Genomic DNA, 16,990 nt, shown 5'->3' on the forward strand with positions numbered 1-16,990 from the left:
TTCCTCATACACAGGAGGAAACCAATGCTTCAAACTCAGATAACCCCAAGCCGTAAACGTAAACTCTCTGTATGTATTGCGGACAATGAAGAGCTGATCCGTGCTGCTCAAGCTTTACGATACCGGGTTTTCGTTGAAGAGATGGGCGCACATATAATATGCCGTGAGCCGGGCATCGACCGTGATCTGTTTGATGCCTACTGTGACCACCTGCTGGTCCAAGACGATGAAACCGGTGAGGTTGTCGGCACATATCGTATTCTTCCCCCCCATCAGGCACGTAAATTAGGCAGTTATTACTCCGACACCGAGTTTGATCTGACAAGGTTAGGGCATCTGCGCGAACAACTGGTTGAAATTGGTCGCTCCTGCGTGCACCCGGACTACCGCTCTGGCGCCACAATTACGCTGCTATGGGCAGGCCTTGCTGAGTACATGAGCAAGAACAACTATAACTACCTCATCGGCTGCGCCAGTGTCTCTATAGGCGATGGAGGGCATGTTGCTGCCAGTCTTTACCGCAAACTGGCAAAAGATAAGCTTGCCCCTGTTGAATGGCGCGTATTCCCACGCTGTCCATTGCCTATTTCGACACTCAACCAAAGGCTTGAAACTGAAATCCCTCCGCTGATTAAAGGGTACCTTCGTGCTGGTGCATTAATTTGTGGCGAGCCAGCATGGGACCCTGACTTTAATACAGCTGACCTTTTTATTATCTTGCCAATGCAAAATTTAGATATGCGCTATGCCAGACACTTCATACGGTGATCTTCACACTCAAGGTAGTTGGCCGAACAGCGAAGAAACAGCTAAACTCACAGCATTACGAATTTACATACAGAATTTTAGCTGCATGCGCACTCCATTGTTATGCCTACGTCTTTATCGCTTATGCCGCTTAATGATGCATTTTGCCAAGGGATTATTTAACGTTACATACCGTTTTCCTCACTTAATGCTTGCGGAAAGAGTGGACTATATACAACAGTGGTCAAAACAATTAACGCAAATACTGGGTGTTAGCTTGCGTGTGCAGGGTATTGAGCCTGGGAAATACCCAGAGCAACACATGTTATTAGCAAATCACATTTCATGGCTTGATATTTTTATCCTGGATTCGGTCACTGTTTCCAGATTTGTTGCAAAATCAGAACTCAGATCTTGGCCGATCATTGGCAGGCTCTGTATAGGGACCGGAACACTTTTCATTGAAAGAGAGCGAAAAAGAGACACTGCCCGAGTAAATGAGGCCATTGTATCGGCTCTGAGTGAAGGGCACTGCGTAACCGTATTCCCTGAAGGTACAACAGGCTGCGGAAGACAGCTCTTACCTTTTCGTTCTTCACTTTTACAAGCAGCAATTGATGGCAATGCCACCATTCAACCTGTTTATCTGCGCTACACAGACGCAGAAGGACAGTATTCTGATGCGGCTACCTACATTGGTGACATGACCTTAATCCAGTCTTTATGGCGTATTTTGGGCACGCGATCATTACATGCTGAAATAAACTTTTTAGCACCATTTCCAACCGATCATAAAAACCGACGCACTCTGACGCAATTTATTGAAGCGCGCATATGTACAGCACATCACGCATTAAATACTCAATCCATCAAGGCTTGATACTCTGACCGGGCAGCCGCCTGATAAAGCTGCCCGTTATCTATACAGATAGCAGTAAGTGCACCACCCCAGACACACCCTGTGTCTATAGCCCATACATCTTCTTTAAGCATCAGTCCTAATGCTGACCAGTGTCCACAAATAACCTGGCGATTTAAAGGCTGGCGATTTGCCAGCTCAAACCATGGTTTAATCCCTGCAGGCGCTTGTTCAAGCTCTCCTTTGTACTTTAATTGCAAAGCTCCGCCGGTTGTAACAAAGCGCATACGCGTCAGGCAATTTACGCTATACCGCATGCGATCTGCTGCACTCAAATCATCGGACCATTCAGCGGGTTGATTACCATACATCACAGCCATAAAGTCTTTCCACTGCTCACTTTGCAAGGCGTTTTCAACTTCTTTTGCAGCAAGCTTTGCAGTCTCAAGTGACCAGCAAGGGCTAATCCCTGCATGCACCAGCAAGACATCCCCTAAATCAATAAGCAAAGGCTGCTGACGCAACCAAAGTAACAAGTTTGCAGCATCAGGGGCATCAATCACCTCCTGAAGCGTATCACCAGGCTTTGCCTGTGCTAAACCTGCAAACATCGCAAGAAGATGCAGATCGTGGTTGCCCAATACAACAGATACGCCCTGAGTTTGGGAAGCCCAGCGTAATGTTGCAAGTGAAGATGGCCCCCTGTTTACCAAATCACCCAGTAAATAGATCTGATCGTTTTGTGGGTTAAAAGCCAAATTTTCAACCACAGCCATTAACTCTGTAAAACACCCTTGGATATCACCAATCGCATATCTCGACATAACTCATCCATTTAGCAGCTAAAATGAAAACATTACCACTGATGCAGCAGATTAATGACCATGACCACTAACACGCATCTCAGCCTGAATGACTGGCTCATTAAACTGAGCAATATAGAAATCCCTGCAATGCAGTATACCTTGGATCAAATGTCTCATTTACACTCGAAAAGTGATGATATAAGCATCAGAGACCTATCATTGCTTATTCGCCATGATCCACTGCTTACTCTAAAACTGATTCGCTATCAGCAAAGACAACGAAGAGCAGTACAAATGAAAGATGTAAACACCATCGAGCATGTACTACTAATGATCGGCATGGGAGGTTTCTTCCGTGAGTTTGGTTCAACACAGGCGATTGAAACTCAACTGCAACAACAACCAGAAGCATTATTGGGGATAAGAAAAATAATTTCACGATCTTATCTTGCGGCCAGAATTGCCGAAAGCCTCAGCAGCCAAAGACATGATGTTGATCCAATAGAAGTAACCACTGCATCTTTGCTGCATGATTTAGCTGAAATATTACTTTGGTTGTCAGCCCCGGCACTTGCTCAGAAAATTACACATTATTTACTAAAAAACCCAGGCAGCAGAAGCCATGAAGTCCAAAAGTTAATACTTGGATTTACCATCAATGAATTGCAAACTGAATTAGCACTACACTGGCACTTACCCAGCCTTCTGACTCACTTAATGGACGAAAGGCATACTGATGAACCAAGAGTCAGAACCGTATCCATTGCAACGTCTGCAGCACGCCACTTAGCCAACCACTGGCAAGACCCTGCTTTACCAGATGATTATCAAAACATTGCTGATTTATTATCAATTGAGCCAGAACATGCATATGCCCTGGTACGAAACGTCTGTATAAAAGCAGGGCATGAGTGGGAGTGGTTTTCGGTACTCCCCGTTGCAACCCAAATTCCTCAGTTTTAGCCAGGCAATAAAAAAGCCAACCTTGCGGTTGGCTTTTTTACATTACAACGAATAGCTGCAAAACAACTGATTACTCAGCTGCTTCAACCGCTTCCGCTTCTTCAGGACGGTCTACAAGCTCAACGAATGCCATAGGAGCATTGTCGCCTTGACGGAAACCGCACTTCAGAATGCGAAGGTAGCCACCATTACGGGCAGCATAACGCGGGCCGAGCACATCGAACAACTTAACCACCATATCGCGATCACGCGTGCGATTGAACGCCAGACGGCGGTTCGCAAGTGAAGGCTTTTTGCCTAAAGTGATCAAAGGCTCAGCAACACGGCGCAGCTCTTTTGCTTTAGGTAAAGTGGTCTTGATGACTTCGTGACGGAGCAACGAATTCGCAAGATTGCGCAACATCGCCAGACGGTGACTTGTCGTGCGATTTAATTTGCGATTAGATTGACGGTGACGCATTTGTCGATTTCCTTTTGCCCGCTATTACGGCTTTTCTAAGCCAGCAGGCGGCCAGTTTTCAAGGCGCATGCCCAGCGAGAGGCCTTTAGAGGCAAGAACTTCCTTGATCTCATTAAGCGATTTACGCCCAAGATTAGGTGCCTTCAAAAGCTCAGTCTCGGTACGCTGGATCAGGTCGCCGATATAATAAATGTTCTCTGCCTTCAGGCAGTTAGCCGAACGGACAGTCAGTTCGAGGTCATCAACCGGACGCAACAGAATCGGATCGATCTGCGGTGCCTGTGGTTGCTCTTCCTCTACGGGAGTGCCTTCAAGATCAGCGAACACGGCGAGCTGGTCAATTAGCATACGTGCAGCCTGACGCACAGCTTCTTCAGGTTCGATTACGCCATTGGTTTCAATGTCAATAATCAAACGATCAAGATCAGTACGCTGCTCTACACGGGCGCTTTCTACGTGGTAGCTAACACGGCGAATCGGGCTGAAAGACGCGTCAAGCATGATGTTACCGATAGTACGGCTTTCATCTTTAGCTAAACGGTTAGGCGCAGGCTGATAGCCACGACCTTTTTCAACCGTAATTTCCATATTAAGCTTGCCACCAGCAGACAGATGGGCAATCACATGATCTGGATTGATCACCTCAACATCGTGAGACAGCTGAATATCGGACGCTTTAACGACGCCCTCACCCTCTTTTGAGAGGGTGAGAACGACCGAGTCCCGACCATGCAGCTTGAGCACAACGCCTTTGAGGTTCAGCAAGATATCGACTACATCTTCCTGCACGCCATCCAGTGCGGAATACTCGTGAACCACACCTTCAATTTTCACTTCAGTCGGTGCAAAACCAGACATGGAAGAAAGAAGAATGCGACGTAGAGCATTGCCGAGCGTATGGCCGTAACCGCGCTCGAACGGCTCCATCACGACTTTCGCCTGGGCAGCGTTTAAAGCCTGCACATCAATGATGCGCGGCTTGAGCAACTCATTCGCGTTGATTTGCATAAGTCAGTATCCCTTGGCTAGCCGGGTCAGAATATTACTTGGAGTAGAATTCCACAACCAGCGCTTCGTTGATGTCGCTGGACAGATCGGAACGCTCTGGCATGTTTTTAAACATACCTTCAAGCTTCTTAGAATCTACCTGAACCCAGCTCGGAAAACCGATACCCTCAGCCAGGGAAACAGCTTCCTGGATACGAGCCTGAGTTTTCGATTTATCGCGAACAGAAACAACGTCGCCAGCCTTAACCAAGTAGGAAGGAATATTCACAACACTACCGTTTACCACAATAGCTTTGTGGGAAACAAGTTGACGAGCTTCAGCACGTGTAGAGCCAAAACCCATACGATAAACAACGTTATCAAGACGACATTCAAGAAGCTTCAGCAGGTTTTCACCTGTAGAACCTTTACGTCGACTAGCTTCTTCAAAATAACGACGGAACTGACGTTCCAATACGCCGTAAATGCGGCGAATCTTTTGTTTTTCGCGCAAATGAACGCCGTAGTCTGACAGACGTGAAGGCTTTTTACCGCCACTCACACCATGCTGACCAGGAGCTTGTTCCAGTTTGCACTTACTATCCAAAGAACGACGAGCGCTCTTCAGGAAAAGATCCGTACCCTCACGACGTGCAAGTTTGCACTTGGGTCCAATATAACGAGCCATAACTTACTCCGGGATTAGATACGACGCTTCTTCGGCGGACGACAACCGTTATGCGGAATCGGCGTAACATCCGAAATACTCGTGATCTTGAAGCCGAGTGCGTTTAATGCACGCACAGCGGACTCACGACCCGGACCCGGACCCTTGATGCGAACTTCGAGGTTCTTTACACCGTATTCTTGGGCAACTTTACCAGCAGCCTCTGCAGCTACCTGAGCCGCAAAAGGTGTACTTTTCCGAGAGCCTTTAAAACCAGCACCGCCCGAGGTAGCCCAAGACAGTGCATTCCCTTGGCGATCAGTGATGGTTATGATTGTGTTATTGAAAGACGCGTGCACGTGCACAACACCCTCTGACACACTCTTTTTGACTTTCTTCCGTACACGTACTGTGTTTGCTTTAGCCATTCTTTAATTCCTTGGATTACTTCTTGCCAGCGATGGACTTACGCGGACCCTTGCGAGTACGCGCATTGGTACGAGTACGCTGACCGCGGCACGGAAGTCCTCTGCGGTGACGGAAACCACGGTAGCAACCAAGGTCCATAAGACGCTTGATGCTCATGGTCACTTCGCGGCGCAAATCACCCTCGACAATATACTTGCCAAGTTCTTCACGCAGCAGATCTAGTTCAGCATCACTGAGATCTTTAACCTTTTTTGTAGGCTCAACGCTGGTTGCAGCGCAGACGGCATAGGCGCGTGTGCGACCAATACCGAAAATAGCCTGAAGGCCGATCACAGTATGCTGATGATTCGGGATATTAACCCCAGCAATACGGGCCATACTTTTCTTACCCCAGGTTCAAAAAGCTTTGCATATTAACATCATGAACTGATTGTCGCAACAATCAGCCTTGACGCTGCTTGTGCCGCGGGTCGGTGCAAATCACACGCACAACACGGTTGCGGCGTACGATTTTACAATTGCGGCAAATTTTCTTGACCGACGCTTGAACTCTCATCGTCTTTCCTTTCGATCAAAATTAAATCCGGGCTGTTACTTAGCCCGGAATACAATGCGAGCCTTAGTCAGATCATAGGGAGTCAACTCCACTGTAACCTTATCTCCAGGCAGAATGCGGATGTAATGCATCCGCATCTTACCAGAAATATGACCAAGAACCACATGTCCGTTTTCGAGCTTGACCTTAAACGTTGCATTTGGCAACGTTTCAAGGACTTCGCCCTGCATCTGAATGACTTCGTCTTTCGCCATAGCCTGTTACGCCTAGCCCTTGAAGTTAGCTTTCTTGAGCAGACTCTCGTACTGGTGTGAGAGCACGTAAGACTGCATCTGCGACATAAAGTCCATTGTTACGACTACAAGAATCAACAGAGATGTACCGCCAAAATAGAATGGAACATTCCATTTCAGAATCAAAAACTCCGGAATCAAGCAGATGACCGTAATATAAACAGCACCGATTAATGTGAGTTTTAAAATCAACTTCTCGATGTATTTCGCAGTGTGGTCTCCCGGGCGATAACCCGGAATCATCGCTCCGCTTTTCTTCAAATTATCTGCTGTTTCCTTCGGATTGAAGACCAAAGCAGTATAGAAGTAGCAGAAGAAAATGATCGCAGTCGCATACAACAGTACATAGAGCGGCTGACCAGGATGCAGCATGTCACCGATCGATTTTAACCATGACAATTTATCGCTATTACCGGTCCACGACAGTAAAGTCGCTGGGAATAAGATAATTGACGAGGCAAAAATCGGAGGGATCACGCCCGCCATATTCAGTTTCAGTGGAAGGTGAGTGCTTTGCGCCTGCATCATGCGATTGCCAACCTGGCGCTTCGCATAATGAACAGGAACTTTGCGCTGGCCGCGTTCTACGAACACAACCGCCGCAGTTAACAGCACAACACCAACAAAGAGAAACAACACAAGCAAAATAGGTAAAGCACCCTGATTAGCAAGTGATAGTGTCTTACCGATTGCCGAAGGCAAACCAGAAGCAATACCAGAACAGATCAGGATAGAGATACCGTTACCGATACCCCGTTCGGTGATCTGTTCACCTAACCACATCAGGAACATGGTGCCTGTCACCAGCGTCACAATAGTAGTAAACACAAACTGAGCTTGCGCTACAACTACCAGATTCGGCTGTTTGAACAGCATCATTGCAATACCAAAGCTCTGTGCAGTAGCAAGAAGCAGTGTCGCATAACGCGTATATTGCGTAATTTTACGACGCCCTGCTTCTCCCTCTTTTTTCATCTGCTTCAGAGATGGCAGCACCTCGGCAGCGAGCTGTAAAATAATCGACGCCGAGATGTAAGGCATGATCCCGATAGCGAACACGGTAAAGCGAGAGAGAGCACCACCGGAAAACATATTGAACATGTTCAATAAACCGGTTTGCGACGACTCAAACAATTTTGCCAGTTCAGCCGGATTGATACCTGGCACCGGGATGTGTGCACCGATTCGATATACGATCAGTGCCCCGATGAGGAACCAAATCCGACTTTTAAGGTCTGCAAACTTGTTTGCAGAACTAGCCAGAGCGGGATTTGCCATTACTGCCTTATCCTCAGTTTACCGAATTACTCGGTGATGCTGCCGCCAGCTGCTTCAATAGCAACACGGGCACCCTTAGTTACAGCCAAGCCCTTGAGTACAACTGCACGCTCAATAGTACCGGAAAGTACAACTTTACCGCGCAGAGCATGCTGAGATACCACACCAGCTTGAAGCAGTGCTTCAAAGGTAATTTCGCTCAATGGCAAATCGTTGATGTCCGACAAGCGAACTTCAGCGGTATCACCACGTGTGAGTGAAACAAAACCACGTTTTGGCAGACGGCGTTGCAGAGGCATTTGACCGCCTTCAAAACCGACCTTATGAAAACCACCAGTACGTGATTTCTGACCTTTGTGACCACGACCAGACGTTTTGCCTAAGCCAGAGCCAATACCGCGGCCTACACGACGCTTAGCGTGAGTAGAACCAGCAGCTGGTTTCAGGTTATTAAGTTCCATTTAGCCTTCCACCTTCAGTAGGTAGCTGATCTTGTTTGCCATACCACGGTTTTCCGGGGTATCGATCACTTCAGAGCTACTATTAAGACGACGGAGACCTAAGCCACGGGCACATGCCTTGTGAGCTTCCAGGCGACCAATCAGACTTTTAACTAAAGTTACTTTGAATTTCTTAGAGTCGCTCATTTAGCAGCTCCCAGAATCTCTTCAACAGACTTACCGCGCTTCGCAGCAATATCTGCTGGCGTGTGAAGCTTAGAAAGACCATCTAAAGTTGCACGTACGATGTTGTACGGGTTGGTCGAACCGTGACACTTTGCCGAAATATTATGGATACCCATAACTTCGAACACAGCACGCATTGGACCACCAGCAATAATACCCTTACCATCAGCAGCAGGCTGCATGAACACTGTAGTAGCGCCATGTTTACCAAATACTGTGTGATGAATTGTACCGTTGCGCAAAGTAACTTTTTGCAACTTACGACGGGCTTCTTCCATTGCTTTTTGTACGGCTACAGGCACTTCTTTCGATTTACCCTTACCCATACCAACGCCGCCATCACCATCACCAACTACTGTCAGTGCGGCGAAACCAAGGATACGACCACCCTTGACGACCTTGGTTACGCGATTTACAGCGACCATCTTTTCACGAAGGCCGTCGCCGCGTTCTTCCATATCGTTCTTAGCCATTATATCAACTCCAAACTCAATTAGAAGACGAGGCCGCCCTCACGGGCAGCATCAGCTAAGGCCTTAACACGGCCGTGATATTTGAAGCCGGAACGGTCAAATGCAACCGTTTCGACACCTGCAGCTTTCGCTTTTTCAGCGATACGCTTGCCAATCACGACTGCGGCATCAACAGAGCCGCCATTCTTGATTTGGCCACGAACATCAGCTTCAAGAGTTGAAGCAGAAACCAGTACTTTGCTACCGGTTTCGTCGATGATCTGGGCGTAGATGTGACTGTTGGTGCGGTGCACCGACAGACGCAACATCTTGAGCTCCGAAATCTTTGCACGGGTTTTACGTGCGCGGCGGAGTCGAGCTTGGTTCTTGTCCATGATTCAGCCTCGATTACTTCTTCTTGGTTTCTTTCAATACGACAACCTCATCGGAATAACGTACACCCTTGCCTTTATATGGCTCTGGTTTACGGTATTCACGAATTTCGGCTGCAACCTGACCAACCAGTTGCTTGTCGGCGCCCTTGAGGACGATTTCGGTTTGTGTCGGAGTTTCCACCTTCACACCCGCTGGCATTGCATGCGCAACAGGGTGGGAAAAGCCGAGAGTCAGGTTCAAGATATCGCCTTGAGCCTGAGCACGGTAACCAACGCCTACCAGCAAGAGCTTACGCTCGAAGCCTTTAGAAACGCCTGTTACCATGTTATTTACCAATGCGCGCAAAGTACCGGACATAGAGCGGGCATGCTTAGATGCGCCCTTAGCGGCAAATTGAACTGCATTGTCCTCAACCTTGACATCCACATCAACGCAAAGAGTTTGCGTCATTGTGCCATGTGGGCCCTTCACAACGATTTCACCAGCAGCGAAATTTACTTCAACGCCTGCCGGGATAACTACTGGGTTTTTTGCTACGCGAGACATCGATTCACCTCTTTAAGCGACGACGCACAGAAGCTCGCCACCAATACCATTGGCACGTGCTTTGCGATCTGTCATTACGCCTTTGGAGGTGGACAAAATAGCCACACCCAGACCGTTCATCACCGTTGGGATTTCTGTTGCACCTTTATAGATGCGCAGACCCGGCTTGGACACGCGGTCCAAACGCTCGATAACCGGACGACCAGCGTAGTACTTGAGTTCGATGGTCAAAACAGGTTTAACTTCACCTGCGACTTCAAACGATTCGATATAACCTTCATCTTGCAACACGCCAGCAATTGCTAACTTCAGCGTGGACGATGGCATTGTAACTTGTGCCTTGTCCGCGCGTTGTGCGTTGCGAATACGGGTTAGCATATCGGCGATAGGATCATGCATTGCCATGTTTTATCTCTCCTATTACCAGCTAGCCTTGACCATGCCAGGAACTTCACCCTTGAAGGCGAGTTCACGTAGCTTGATACGGCCGAGTCCGAATTTGCGATACACGCCACGACCACGACCAGTAATCGAACAACGATTTACTAGACGTACCGGGCTTGCATTACGCGGAAGCTGCTGGAATTGCAAACGAGCAGCAAAACGCTCTTCGTCAGATGCACTCTGGTCATTGATGACCGCCATCAGCTTTTCACGCTTGGCGGCGTACTTGGCGACGGTTGCACGACGCTTTTCCTCACGCTTAATCACTGCGACTTTAGCCATGGTTGCCTCAACTCTTGAATGGGAACTTGAAGCAAGCGAGTAAAGCACGCGCTTCTTCATCGGATTTAGCTGTAGTGGTAATCGTAATATTCATACCACGCAAAGCGTCAATCTTGTCGTATTCGATTTCTGGGAAAATGATTTGCTCACGAACACCCATATTGAAATTACCACGACCGTCAAACGATTTGCCGCTCACGCCGCGGAAGTCGCGTACACGTGGAAGAGCAATCGTTACCAGACGATCCAGGAATTCGAACATACGTTCGCGGCGCAAAGTCACTTTGCAGCCAACCGGATAACCTTCACGAATTTTGAAACCAGCAATCGACTTTTTAGCTACAGTAACAACCGGCTTTTGACCAGCAATTTTCACCAAATCACCAACAGCATGATCCATCACTTTCTTATCCGCAATCGCTTCGCCAACACCCATGTTAATGGTGATCTTGTCGATGCGTGGAACTTGCATGATGGATTTGTAGCCAAACTGTTCAACCAGCTTTGGCACTACTTGTTCTTTATAAAACTCTTGCAGACGAGCCATTTTTCATCACCCCTTAGCCGCCAACCACTTCGCCACTAGACTTAAAGAAACGAACCTTACGGCCATCCTCTAAAGTCTTGAAGCCAACGCGATCAGCCTTGCCCGTTGCAGTGTTAAACAAGGCAACATTAGAAATGTGAACCGGCATAGTCTTTTCGACAATACCGCCCTGTACACCGCGCATTGGATTAGGCTTTTGGTGTTTTTTCACCACATTAACGCCTTCAACCACGACACGATCTTCAGCCGGGATTACGCGCAGCACTGTACCGCGCTTGCCGTTGTCCTTGCCTGTGATAACGATGATTTCATCGCCTTTGCGAATCTTGTTCATGCCCGTCCCCTTACAACACTTCTGGCGCAAGTGAAACGATTTTCATGAATCGTTCATTGCGCAGCTCACGAGTCACTGGCCCGAAAATGCGGGTACCAATAGGCTCAAGCTTGGCGTTAAGGAGAACTGCAGCGTTGCCATCAAACTTGATAAGCGAACCATCAGCACGGCGTACGCCCTTAGCGGTGCGAACCACTACGGCGCTATATACGTCACCTTTTTTAACACGGCCACGAGGGGCAGCATCTTTAATGGCAACCTTAATAATATCGCCCACCGAAGCGTAGCGACGCTTGGAACCACCAAGAACCTTAATGCACATTACTGAACGTGCACCAGTGTTATCAGCAACTTCAAGCCTAGTTTGCATTTGAATCATTGAAACAAACCTCCAACTTTTTCCGCCTATAATCTCGGCAAAACCGAGTCGCTCGGCAAAACCGAGCATTAGCAGCTAGTTTTGGATCCCGTAGGGAAGAACTCCATACACAACAAGATGTTATTTATGGATAAGAAAGCGGGCATTGTACATAAAGCACAATACCCGCGCAAGCACGTATTAAATATTAATTACGAGCTTTTTCTACCAGCGTCGTCACAGCCCAGTTTTTAGTCTTGGACAGTGGACGAATTTCTTGGATTGTAACCAAATCACCTTCGTGATACTGATTGCTTTCGTCGTGTGCATGGTATTTTTTGGAACGACGCATCATCTTGCCGTAGAGCGGGTGTTTAACCAGACGCTCTACCAACACGGTAACAGTCTTATCCATTTTGTCGCTGACGATACGGCCTGTCAGTTCGCGCTTCAGTTTAGCTTCAGACATCGTTAAGCCGCCTTCTGAGCCATGATGGTATGAACGCGCGCAATATCTTTGCGCACACGGTTGAGTTCGCTTGGCTTTGCCAGTTGACCCGTCGCATGCTGCATACGCAAGCTAAACTGCGCCTTCAACAATGCGGTCAACTCAGCCTTCAGCTCTTCAACAGATTTCTGATGTAGTTCAGCAGCTTTCATCGTTGTCCCGCCTGACGAGTGACAAAGGTAGTCGCGAATGGCAATTTAGCAGATGCAAGACGGAAAGCCTCACGTGCAACCGCTTCATCTACACCATCCAGCTCATACAAAACTTTGCCTGGTTGAATCTCAGCAACCCAGTAATCCGGGCTACCCTTACCATTACCCATACGCACTTCAGCGGGCTTGGTAGAGATTGGCTTATCTGGGAACGTACGAATCCATACGCGACCACCACGTTTAATATAACGGGTAATCGCACGACGTGCGGATTCGATCTGACGAGCAGTCAGACGACCACGACTTGTGGCCTTGAGCCCAAACACACCAAAAGCAACGCTGTTACCACGGGTAGCGATACCCGTGTTACGGCCCTTCTGGACCTTGCGATACTTAAGTCTAGTTGGCTGCAGCATTGCGAGGCCCCTTCCGTGCGTTTTTCTTCTGAGCTTCAGGTGCTGGTTCAGCAGCCTTTTCGCCCGGCTTCATTTCGCCTTTATAAACCCAAACCTTGATACCAATGATACCGTAGGTGGTTTTGGCTTCAGAAGTTGCGTAATCAATATCTGCACGCAGAGTATGCAAAGGCACACGACCTTCACGATACCATTCTGTACGCGCAATTTCGATGCCGTTCAAACGACCTGACGACATGATCTTGATACCTTGAGCACCAAGACGCATTGCGTTTTGCATTGCACGCTTCATCGCACGACGGAACATTACGCGCTTTTCAAGTTGCGCAGAAATACTGTCAGCAATAATTTGTGCATCGATTTCAGGCTTACGCACTTCTTCGATATTTACATGCACGGGCACATTCAGGATCTTTTGCAGCGCTTTTTTGAGCTGCTCAATATCCTCACCCTTTTTACCAATCACCACACCAGGACGAGCCGTGAAGATAGTGATTTTGGCATTCTTAGCCGGACGCTCGATTACGACACGACTCACTGAAGCACTGGCCAGTTTCTTTTTCAGATAATCGCGTACTGCGATATCTTCATTGAGCATACCGGCAAAATTGCTACTGTTGGCGTACCAACGCGAAGCCCAGTTCTTAGTGACGGCGAGACGAAAACCCGTCGGATGAACTTTCTGACCCATAGTCGCTCCTTAATCGCCAACAATCAATGTGATATGGCAAGTTTGCTTCTCGATACGATTGCCACGGCCTTTGGCACGTGCGCTGAAACGCTTAAGAGAAGGTCCCTTATCCACAAAAATTGTGGTCACTTTGAGTGCGTCGATATCGGCGCCCTCATTGTGCTCAGCATTGGCAATAGCGGATTCCAGAACCTTCTTAATTAAAACTGCACCCTTTTTAGGGCAGAAGGCCAGAATGTTCAACGCCTGCTCTACCGGCTTGCCACGGACTAGGTCAGCGACCAGCCGCGCTTTTTGGGCGGAGAGGCGAGTGTTGCTTAATACAGCAGATACTTGCATGTCTTCACCTTATCGCTTGGCTTTTTTGTCCGCAGCATGGCCTTTGAACGTGCGGGTAAGTGCGAACTCACCCAGCTTGTGTCCAACCATATTTTCGTTCACATATACTGGAACGTGCTGCTTACCATTGTGAACCGCAATTGTCAGACCAACGAAGTCTGGCAACACAGTAGAACGGCGTGACCAAGTTTTCACTGGACGCTTGTCGTTCGCCGCGCGGGCAGTTTCCACCTTTTTGATCAGGTGCAGGTCAACGAATGGGCCTTTTTTAATAGAACGTGCCATTTACATTACCTCTTGTTCGCGGGACGACGACGCACGATCATATTGCTTGTGCGTTTGTTGCGACGAGTGCGATAGCCCTTAGCAGGCTGGCCCCATGGACTTACTGGAACACGACCTTCACCAGTACGACCTTCACCACCACCGTGCGGGTGATCAACCGGGTTCATTGCAGTACCACGAACAGTTGGACGAATACCCAACCAACGCTTAGCACCTGCTTTACCGTAGGAGCGAAGATTATGCTCTTCGTTACCTACTTCACCGATTGTAGCGCGGCAGTCAACATGAACTTTGCGGATTTCGCCAGAGCGCAAACGCAATTGAGCGTAAGCACCTTCGCGAGCCAGCAACTGAACTGCTGCACCTGCAGAACGTGCCAACTGAGCGCCTTTGCCCGGTTGCAGTTCAATGCAATGGATTGTGGAACCAACTGGGATATTGCGGATTGGGAGGGTATTACCCACCTTAATCGGCGCATCCGAGCCAGAAATCACGGTCATATCAGCCTTCAGGCCTTTAGGAGCAATGATATAGCGACGCTCACCATCTGCGTAGCAAAGCAACGCGATGTTAGCGGTACGGTTAGGATCGTACTCAAGACGCTCAACGCGCGCCACGATACCATCCTTGTCATTGCGCTTAAAGTCGATAAGACGATAATGCTGCTTGTGACCACCACCCATATGACGGGTTGTAATCACACCACGGTTGTTACGACCAGCTGTCTTGCTTTGCGACTCGAGCAAAGGAGCGTATGGCGCACCCTTGTGTAGATCTGGGGTCACAACCTTGACGACGGCGCGGCGACCGGGGGACGTCGGTTTTACTTTTACCAATGCCATTTTCAGTCTCCTTTACTGCGCTGCCGCGAGGTCGAGTTCTTGGCCTGCAGCAAGGCTAATATAAGCCTTTTTCCAGTCCTTGCGACGACCTACGGTACGACCAAATTTCTTGCCCTTGCCCTTGACATTCAATGTAGACACACCCTCAACCTTCACTTTAAAGAGAAGTTCAACAGCGGCCTTGATTTCTGCCTTAGTAGCGTCCGTGGATACACGGAAAACAACCTGGTCATTCTTTTCAGCCACAAAAGTGGTCTTTTCTGACACGATAGGTGCCAAAAGAACTTGAAGCAGACGATTTTCAGAGAATTGCATCATGCGTACAACTCCTCAAAAGCTTGCAGTGCTTCGCGAGTGATAACCACTTTCTTAAAACGAACGAGGCTCACTGGATCAGCTTGCGATGGCTCAAGCACCAGAACGTGCGCCAGATTGCGCGACGCGAGGTACAAGTTCTCATCCAGCTCTTTGGTGATAATCAACACGGAATCCAACTGCATAGCAGCCAGTTTCTGCGCGAAAGCCTTAGTTTTTGGTGTTTCAGCAGTAAAGCTCTCCACCACCACAAGACGCTCTTCACGAACCAGTTGCGACAGAATGGTCGCGATACCAGCACGGAACATCTTACGGTTAACCTTTTGCGAGAAGTTCTCGTCCGGGCTATTCGGGAAAGCACGACCACCACCACGCCAAAGCGGGGAGGAGCTCATACCAGCACGAGCACGGCCAGTACCTTTCTGCTTCCAAGGCTTTTTGGTCGTGTGACTTACGTTATCACGACCTTTTTGAGCACGATTGCCGCTACGAGCATTCGCGAAGTAAGCTGTCACAACCTGGTGAACCAGCGCTTCGTTGAATTCGCGTGCGAACAGTGCATCTGAACCAGCAACAGCGGCTTGCGCCTCGCCGGCAGCATTGATGACTTTAAGATCCATTACGCACCTGCCTTCACACTCGGACGAACAACTACGTCATTGCCCTTGCAGCCAGGGACTGCACCCTTAACCAACAGCAATTGACGTTCGGCGTCGACACGGACGATTTCCAAGTTCTGGGTTGTACGCTGAACGTTACCCAGTTGACCTGCCATGCGCTTACCCGGCAAAACACGACCCGGATCTTGCGCCTGACCAATGGAACCCGGCGTATTGTGCGAGCGCGAGTTACCGTGGGAGGCACGGTTGGAAGAGAAGTGGTGACGTTTAATTACACCAGCAAAACCCTTACCCAGAGTTGTACCAGTAACATCAACATAAGAACCAGCCGCAAACATCTCAACTGAAAGCTGATCACCAGCCTTCAATTCTGCTAATTTCTCAGCAGTAACGTTAAATTCAACCAAGCCCAAACCAGCTTCCACGCCTGCTTTCGCAAAGTGGCCTGCCTGAGCCTTGTTAACACGACTAGCTTTCTTTGCACCGAAAGTAACCTGAACAGCTGCATAGCCATCAGTTTCCGGCGTCTTGATTTGCGTAACGCGATTAGCAGACATGTCCAGCACAGTTACCGGAATGGAAGCACCATCCTCAGCAAATACGCGGGTCATGCCGACTTTACGTCCGACAAGTCCTAAGCTCATAGTTATATCCCTTTCAGGGCCGATTACGATTGACCGGCTAAACCTAAAGTAAAAAAGGCTTGCCACCCTTAAGTAGCAAGCCCGCGAC

At 48.5% G+C, this 16,990-nt stretch carries 32 protein-coding genes; 3 read left to right on the forward strand and 29 right to left on the reverse strand.

Features of this window, described 5'->3' with window-relative positions:
• Positions 1-24: 24 nt before the first annotated feature.
• Both CSQ88_RS02085 and CSQ88_RS02090 read left to right on the forward strand, forming a co-directional pair.
• Positions 25-768: a GNAT family N-acetyltransferase gene (locus CSQ88_RS02085; RefSeq protein ID WP_099396469.1), complete on the forward strand. Its 744-nt coding sequence runs from the start codon at positions 25-27 to the stop codon at positions 766-768.
• A 133-nt stretch (positions 769-901) separates the two neighbouring features.
• A complete protein-coding gene (locus CSQ88_RS02090) occupies positions 902-1,627 on the forward strand; it encodes a 1-acyl-sn-glycerol-3-phosphate acyltransferase (protein WP_180273500.1) in 726 nt (241 codons plus the stop codon).
• Here CSQ88_RS02090 and CSQ88_RS02095 read toward each other — a convergent pair.
• Entirely contained in the window at positions 1,609-2,430 is an 822-nt protein-coding gene (locus CSQ88_RS02095) for a symmetrical bis(5'-nucleosyl)-tetraphosphatase (protein WP_099396471.1), read from the reverse strand. The genes CSQ88_RS02090 and CSQ88_RS02095 overlap by 19 nt on opposite strands.
• 54 nt (positions 2,431-2,484) lie before the next feature.
• On the opposite strand from CSQ88_RS02095, the gene CSQ88_RS02100 reads away from it, so the two are divergent.
• Positions 2,485-3,375, forward strand: coding sequence for an HDOD domain-containing protein (locus CSQ88_RS02100; protein ID WP_099396472.1), 891 nt, complete (start codon positions 2,485-2,487; stop codon positions 3,373-3,375).
• 70 nt (positions 3,376-3,445) lie between these two features.
• Here the strand turns inward: CSQ88_RS02100 and rplQ are convergent, their stop codons facing one another.
• From rplQ to rplC, 28 genes are all read right to left on the reverse strand, one after another.
• A complete protein-coding gene (rplQ, locus tag CSQ88_RS02105) occupies positions 3,446-3,835 on the reverse strand; it encodes a 50S ribosomal protein L17 (RefSeq protein ID WP_099396473.1) in 390 nt (129 codons plus the stop codon).
• A gap of 24 nt (positions 3,836-3,859) precedes the next feature.
• Complete coding sequence (locus tag CSQ88_RS02110; protein WP_099396474.1) at positions 3,860-4,843, reverse strand: DNA-directed RNA polymerase subunit alpha; 984 nt, start codon at positions 4,841-4,843, stop codon at positions 3,860-3,862.
• A gap of 34 nt (positions 4,844-4,877) precedes the next feature.
• Positions 4,878-5,510, reverse strand: coding sequence for a 30S ribosomal protein S4 (gene rpsD / locus CSQ88_RS02115; RefSeq protein WP_099396475.1), 633 nt, complete (start codon positions 5,508-5,510; stop codon positions 4,878-4,880).
• 14 nt (positions 5,511-5,524) lie between these two features.
• On the reverse strand, positions 5,525-5,917 hold the full coding sequence (gene rpsK, locus CSQ88_RS02120; protein ID WP_046351579.1) for a 30S ribosomal protein S11: 393 nt from the start codon (positions 5,915-5,917) through the stop codon (positions 5,525-5,527).
• Positions 5,918-5,933: 16 nt separating this feature from the next.
• Positions 5,934-6,296, reverse strand: a complete 363-nt coding sequence (gene rpsM, locus CSQ88_RS02125) for a 30S ribosomal protein S13 (RefSeq protein ID WP_099396476.1) — start codon at positions 6,294-6,296, stop codon at positions 5,934-5,936.
• Positions 6,297-6,360: 64 nt separating this feature from the next.
• Positions 6,361-6,474 carry a 50S ribosomal protein L36 gene (gene rpmJ, locus CSQ88_RS02130; protein WP_046351577.1) on the reverse strand — a complete coding sequence of 38 codons (114 nt, stop codon included), beginning with the start codon at positions 6,472-6,474 and terminating at the stop codon, positions 6,361-6,363.
• Between the two features lie 35 nt (positions 6,475-6,509).
• The gene (gene infA, locus CSQ88_RS02135; RefSeq protein WP_046351576.1) at positions 6,510-6,728 is read right to left on the reverse strand and encodes a translation initiation factor IF-1; all 219 of its coding nucleotides are present in this window, start codon (positions 6,726-6,728) and stop codon (positions 6,510-6,512) included.
• 12 nt (positions 6,729-6,740) lie between these two features.
• Complete coding sequence (gene secY, locus CSQ88_RS02140; protein ID WP_099396477.1) at positions 6,741-8,045, reverse strand: preprotein translocase subunit SecY; 1,305 nt, start codon at positions 8,043-8,045, stop codon at positions 6,741-6,743.
• Positions 8,046-8,071: 26 nt separating this feature from the next.
• Positions 8,072-8,506: a 50S ribosomal protein L15 gene (rplO, locus tag CSQ88_RS02145; RefSeq protein WP_099396478.1), complete on the reverse strand. Its 435-nt coding sequence runs from the start codon at positions 8,504-8,506 to the stop codon at positions 8,072-8,074.
• Positions 8,507-8,692 carry a 50S ribosomal protein L30 gene (rpmD, locus tag CSQ88_RS02150; RefSeq protein ID WP_046351573.1) on the reverse strand — a complete coding sequence of 62 codons (186 nt, stop codon included), beginning with the start codon at positions 8,690-8,692 and terminating at the stop codon, positions 8,507-8,509.
• Positions 8,689-9,204, reverse strand: a complete 516-nt coding sequence (gene rpsE / locus CSQ88_RS02155; RefSeq protein WP_046351572.1) for a 30S ribosomal protein S5 — start codon at positions 9,202-9,204, stop codon at positions 8,689-8,691. Before rpsE ends, rpmD begins: the two co-directional genes overlap by 4 nt.
• 20 nt (positions 9,205-9,224) lie before the next feature.
• The gene (rplR, locus tag CSQ88_RS02160) at positions 9,225-9,578 is read right to left on the reverse strand and encodes a 50S ribosomal protein L18 (protein ID WP_046351571.1); all 354 of its coding nucleotides are present in this window, start codon (positions 9,576-9,578) and stop codon (positions 9,225-9,227) included.
• 13 nt (positions 9,579-9,591) lie between these two features.
• On the reverse strand, positions 9,592-10,125 hold the full coding sequence (gene rplF, locus CSQ88_RS02165; protein WP_099396479.1) for a 50S ribosomal protein L6: 534 nt from the start codon (positions 10,123-10,125) through the stop codon (positions 9,592-9,594).
• A 12-nt stretch (positions 10,126-10,137) separates the two neighbouring features.
• Entirely contained in the window at positions 10,138-10,530 is a 393-nt protein-coding gene (gene rpsH, locus CSQ88_RS02170) for a 30S ribosomal protein S8 (protein WP_046351569.1), read from the reverse strand.
• A 15-nt stretch (positions 10,531-10,545) separates the two neighbouring features.
• Positions 10,546-10,851 (reverse strand): 30S ribosomal protein S14, encoded by a 306-nt coding sequence (rpsN, locus tag CSQ88_RS02175; RefSeq protein ID WP_099396480.1) that lies wholly within the window; start codon positions 10,849-10,851, stop codon positions 10,546-10,548.
• A 7-nt stretch (positions 10,852-10,858) separates the two neighbouring features.
• The gene (gene rplE / locus CSQ88_RS02180; protein WP_099396481.1) at positions 10,859-11,398 is read right to left on the reverse strand and encodes a 50S ribosomal protein L5; all 540 of its coding nucleotides are present in this window, start codon (positions 11,396-11,398) and stop codon (positions 10,859-10,861) included.
• A 13-nt stretch (positions 11,399-11,411) separates the two neighbouring features.
• On the reverse strand, positions 11,412-11,732 hold the full coding sequence (gene rplX / locus CSQ88_RS02185) for a 50S ribosomal protein L24 (RefSeq protein ID WP_099396482.1): 321 nt from the start codon (positions 11,730-11,732) through the stop codon (positions 11,412-11,414).
• 10 nt (positions 11,733-11,742) lie between these two features.
• Entirely contained in the window at positions 11,743-12,111 is a 369-nt protein-coding gene (rplN, locus tag CSQ88_RS02190) for a 50S ribosomal protein L14 (protein ID WP_046351565.1), read from the reverse strand.
• 187 nt (positions 12,112-12,298) lie between these two features.
• Positions 12,299-12,559: a 30S ribosomal protein S17 gene (rpsQ, locus tag CSQ88_RS02195; protein WP_046351564.1), complete on the reverse strand. Its 261-nt coding sequence runs from the start codon at positions 12,557-12,559 to the stop codon at positions 12,299-12,301.
• Positions 12,560-12,561: 2 nt separating this feature from the next.
• Positions 12,562-12,750 carry a 50S ribosomal protein L29 gene (rpmC, locus tag CSQ88_RS02200; protein ID WP_046351563.1) on the reverse strand — a complete coding sequence of 63 codons (189 nt, stop codon included), beginning with the start codon at positions 12,748-12,750 and terminating at the stop codon, positions 12,562-12,564.
• Positions 12,747-13,166: a 50S ribosomal protein L16 gene (gene rplP, locus CSQ88_RS02205; protein ID WP_046351562.1), complete on the reverse strand. Its 420-nt coding sequence runs from the start codon at positions 13,164-13,166 to the stop codon at positions 12,747-12,749. Before rplP ends, rpmC begins: the two co-directional genes overlap by 4 nt.
• Positions 13,150-13,857 (reverse strand): 30S ribosomal protein S3, encoded by a 708-nt coding sequence (rpsC, locus tag CSQ88_RS02210; RefSeq protein ID WP_099396483.1) that lies wholly within the window; start codon positions 13,855-13,857, stop codon positions 13,150-13,152. The genes rplP and rpsC overlap by 17 nt, the downstream gene beginning before the upstream one ends.
• 9 nt (positions 13,858-13,866) lie before the next feature.
• The gene (gene rplV, locus CSQ88_RS02215; protein ID WP_046351560.1) at positions 13,867-14,196 is read right to left on the reverse strand and encodes a 50S ribosomal protein L22; all 330 of its coding nucleotides are present in this window, start codon (positions 14,194-14,196) and stop codon (positions 13,867-13,869) included.
• A gap of 9 nt (positions 14,197-14,205) precedes the next feature.
• Complete coding sequence (gene rpsS, locus CSQ88_RS02220) at positions 14,206-14,481, reverse strand: 30S ribosomal protein S19 (RefSeq protein WP_046351559.1); 276 nt, start codon at positions 14,479-14,481, stop codon at positions 14,206-14,208.
• Between the two features lie 5 nt (positions 14,482-14,486).
• Positions 14,487-15,323 (reverse strand): 50S ribosomal protein L2, encoded by an 837-nt coding sequence (gene rplB, locus CSQ88_RS02225; protein ID WP_099396484.1) that lies wholly within the window; start codon positions 15,321-15,323, stop codon positions 14,487-14,489.
• A gap of 12 nt (positions 15,324-15,335) precedes the next feature.
• Positions 15,336-15,641: a 50S ribosomal protein L23 gene (gene rplW / locus CSQ88_RS02230; protein WP_046351557.1), complete on the reverse strand. Its 306-nt coding sequence runs from the start codon at positions 15,639-15,641 to the stop codon at positions 15,336-15,338.
• Positions 15,638-16,258: a 50S ribosomal protein L4 gene (gene rplD, locus CSQ88_RS02235; RefSeq protein ID WP_099396485.1), complete on the reverse strand. Its 621-nt coding sequence runs from the start codon at positions 16,256-16,258 to the stop codon at positions 15,638-15,640. The genes rplW and rplD overlap by 4 nt, the downstream gene beginning before the upstream one ends.
• Positions 16,258-16,902 (reverse strand): 50S ribosomal protein L3, encoded by a 645-nt coding sequence (gene rplC, locus CSQ88_RS02240; RefSeq protein ID WP_099396486.1) that lies wholly within the window; start codon positions 16,900-16,902, stop codon positions 16,258-16,260. The genes rplD and rplC overlap by 1 nt, the downstream gene beginning before the upstream one ends.
• Positions 16,903-16,990 lie beyond the last annotated feature (88 nt).

This window comes from Iodobacter sp. BJB302 (assembly GCF_002735645.1).
In the GTDB taxonomy this organism is placed as follows: Bacteria; Pseudomonadota; Gammaproteobacteria; order Burkholderiales; family Chitinibacteraceae; genus Iodobacter.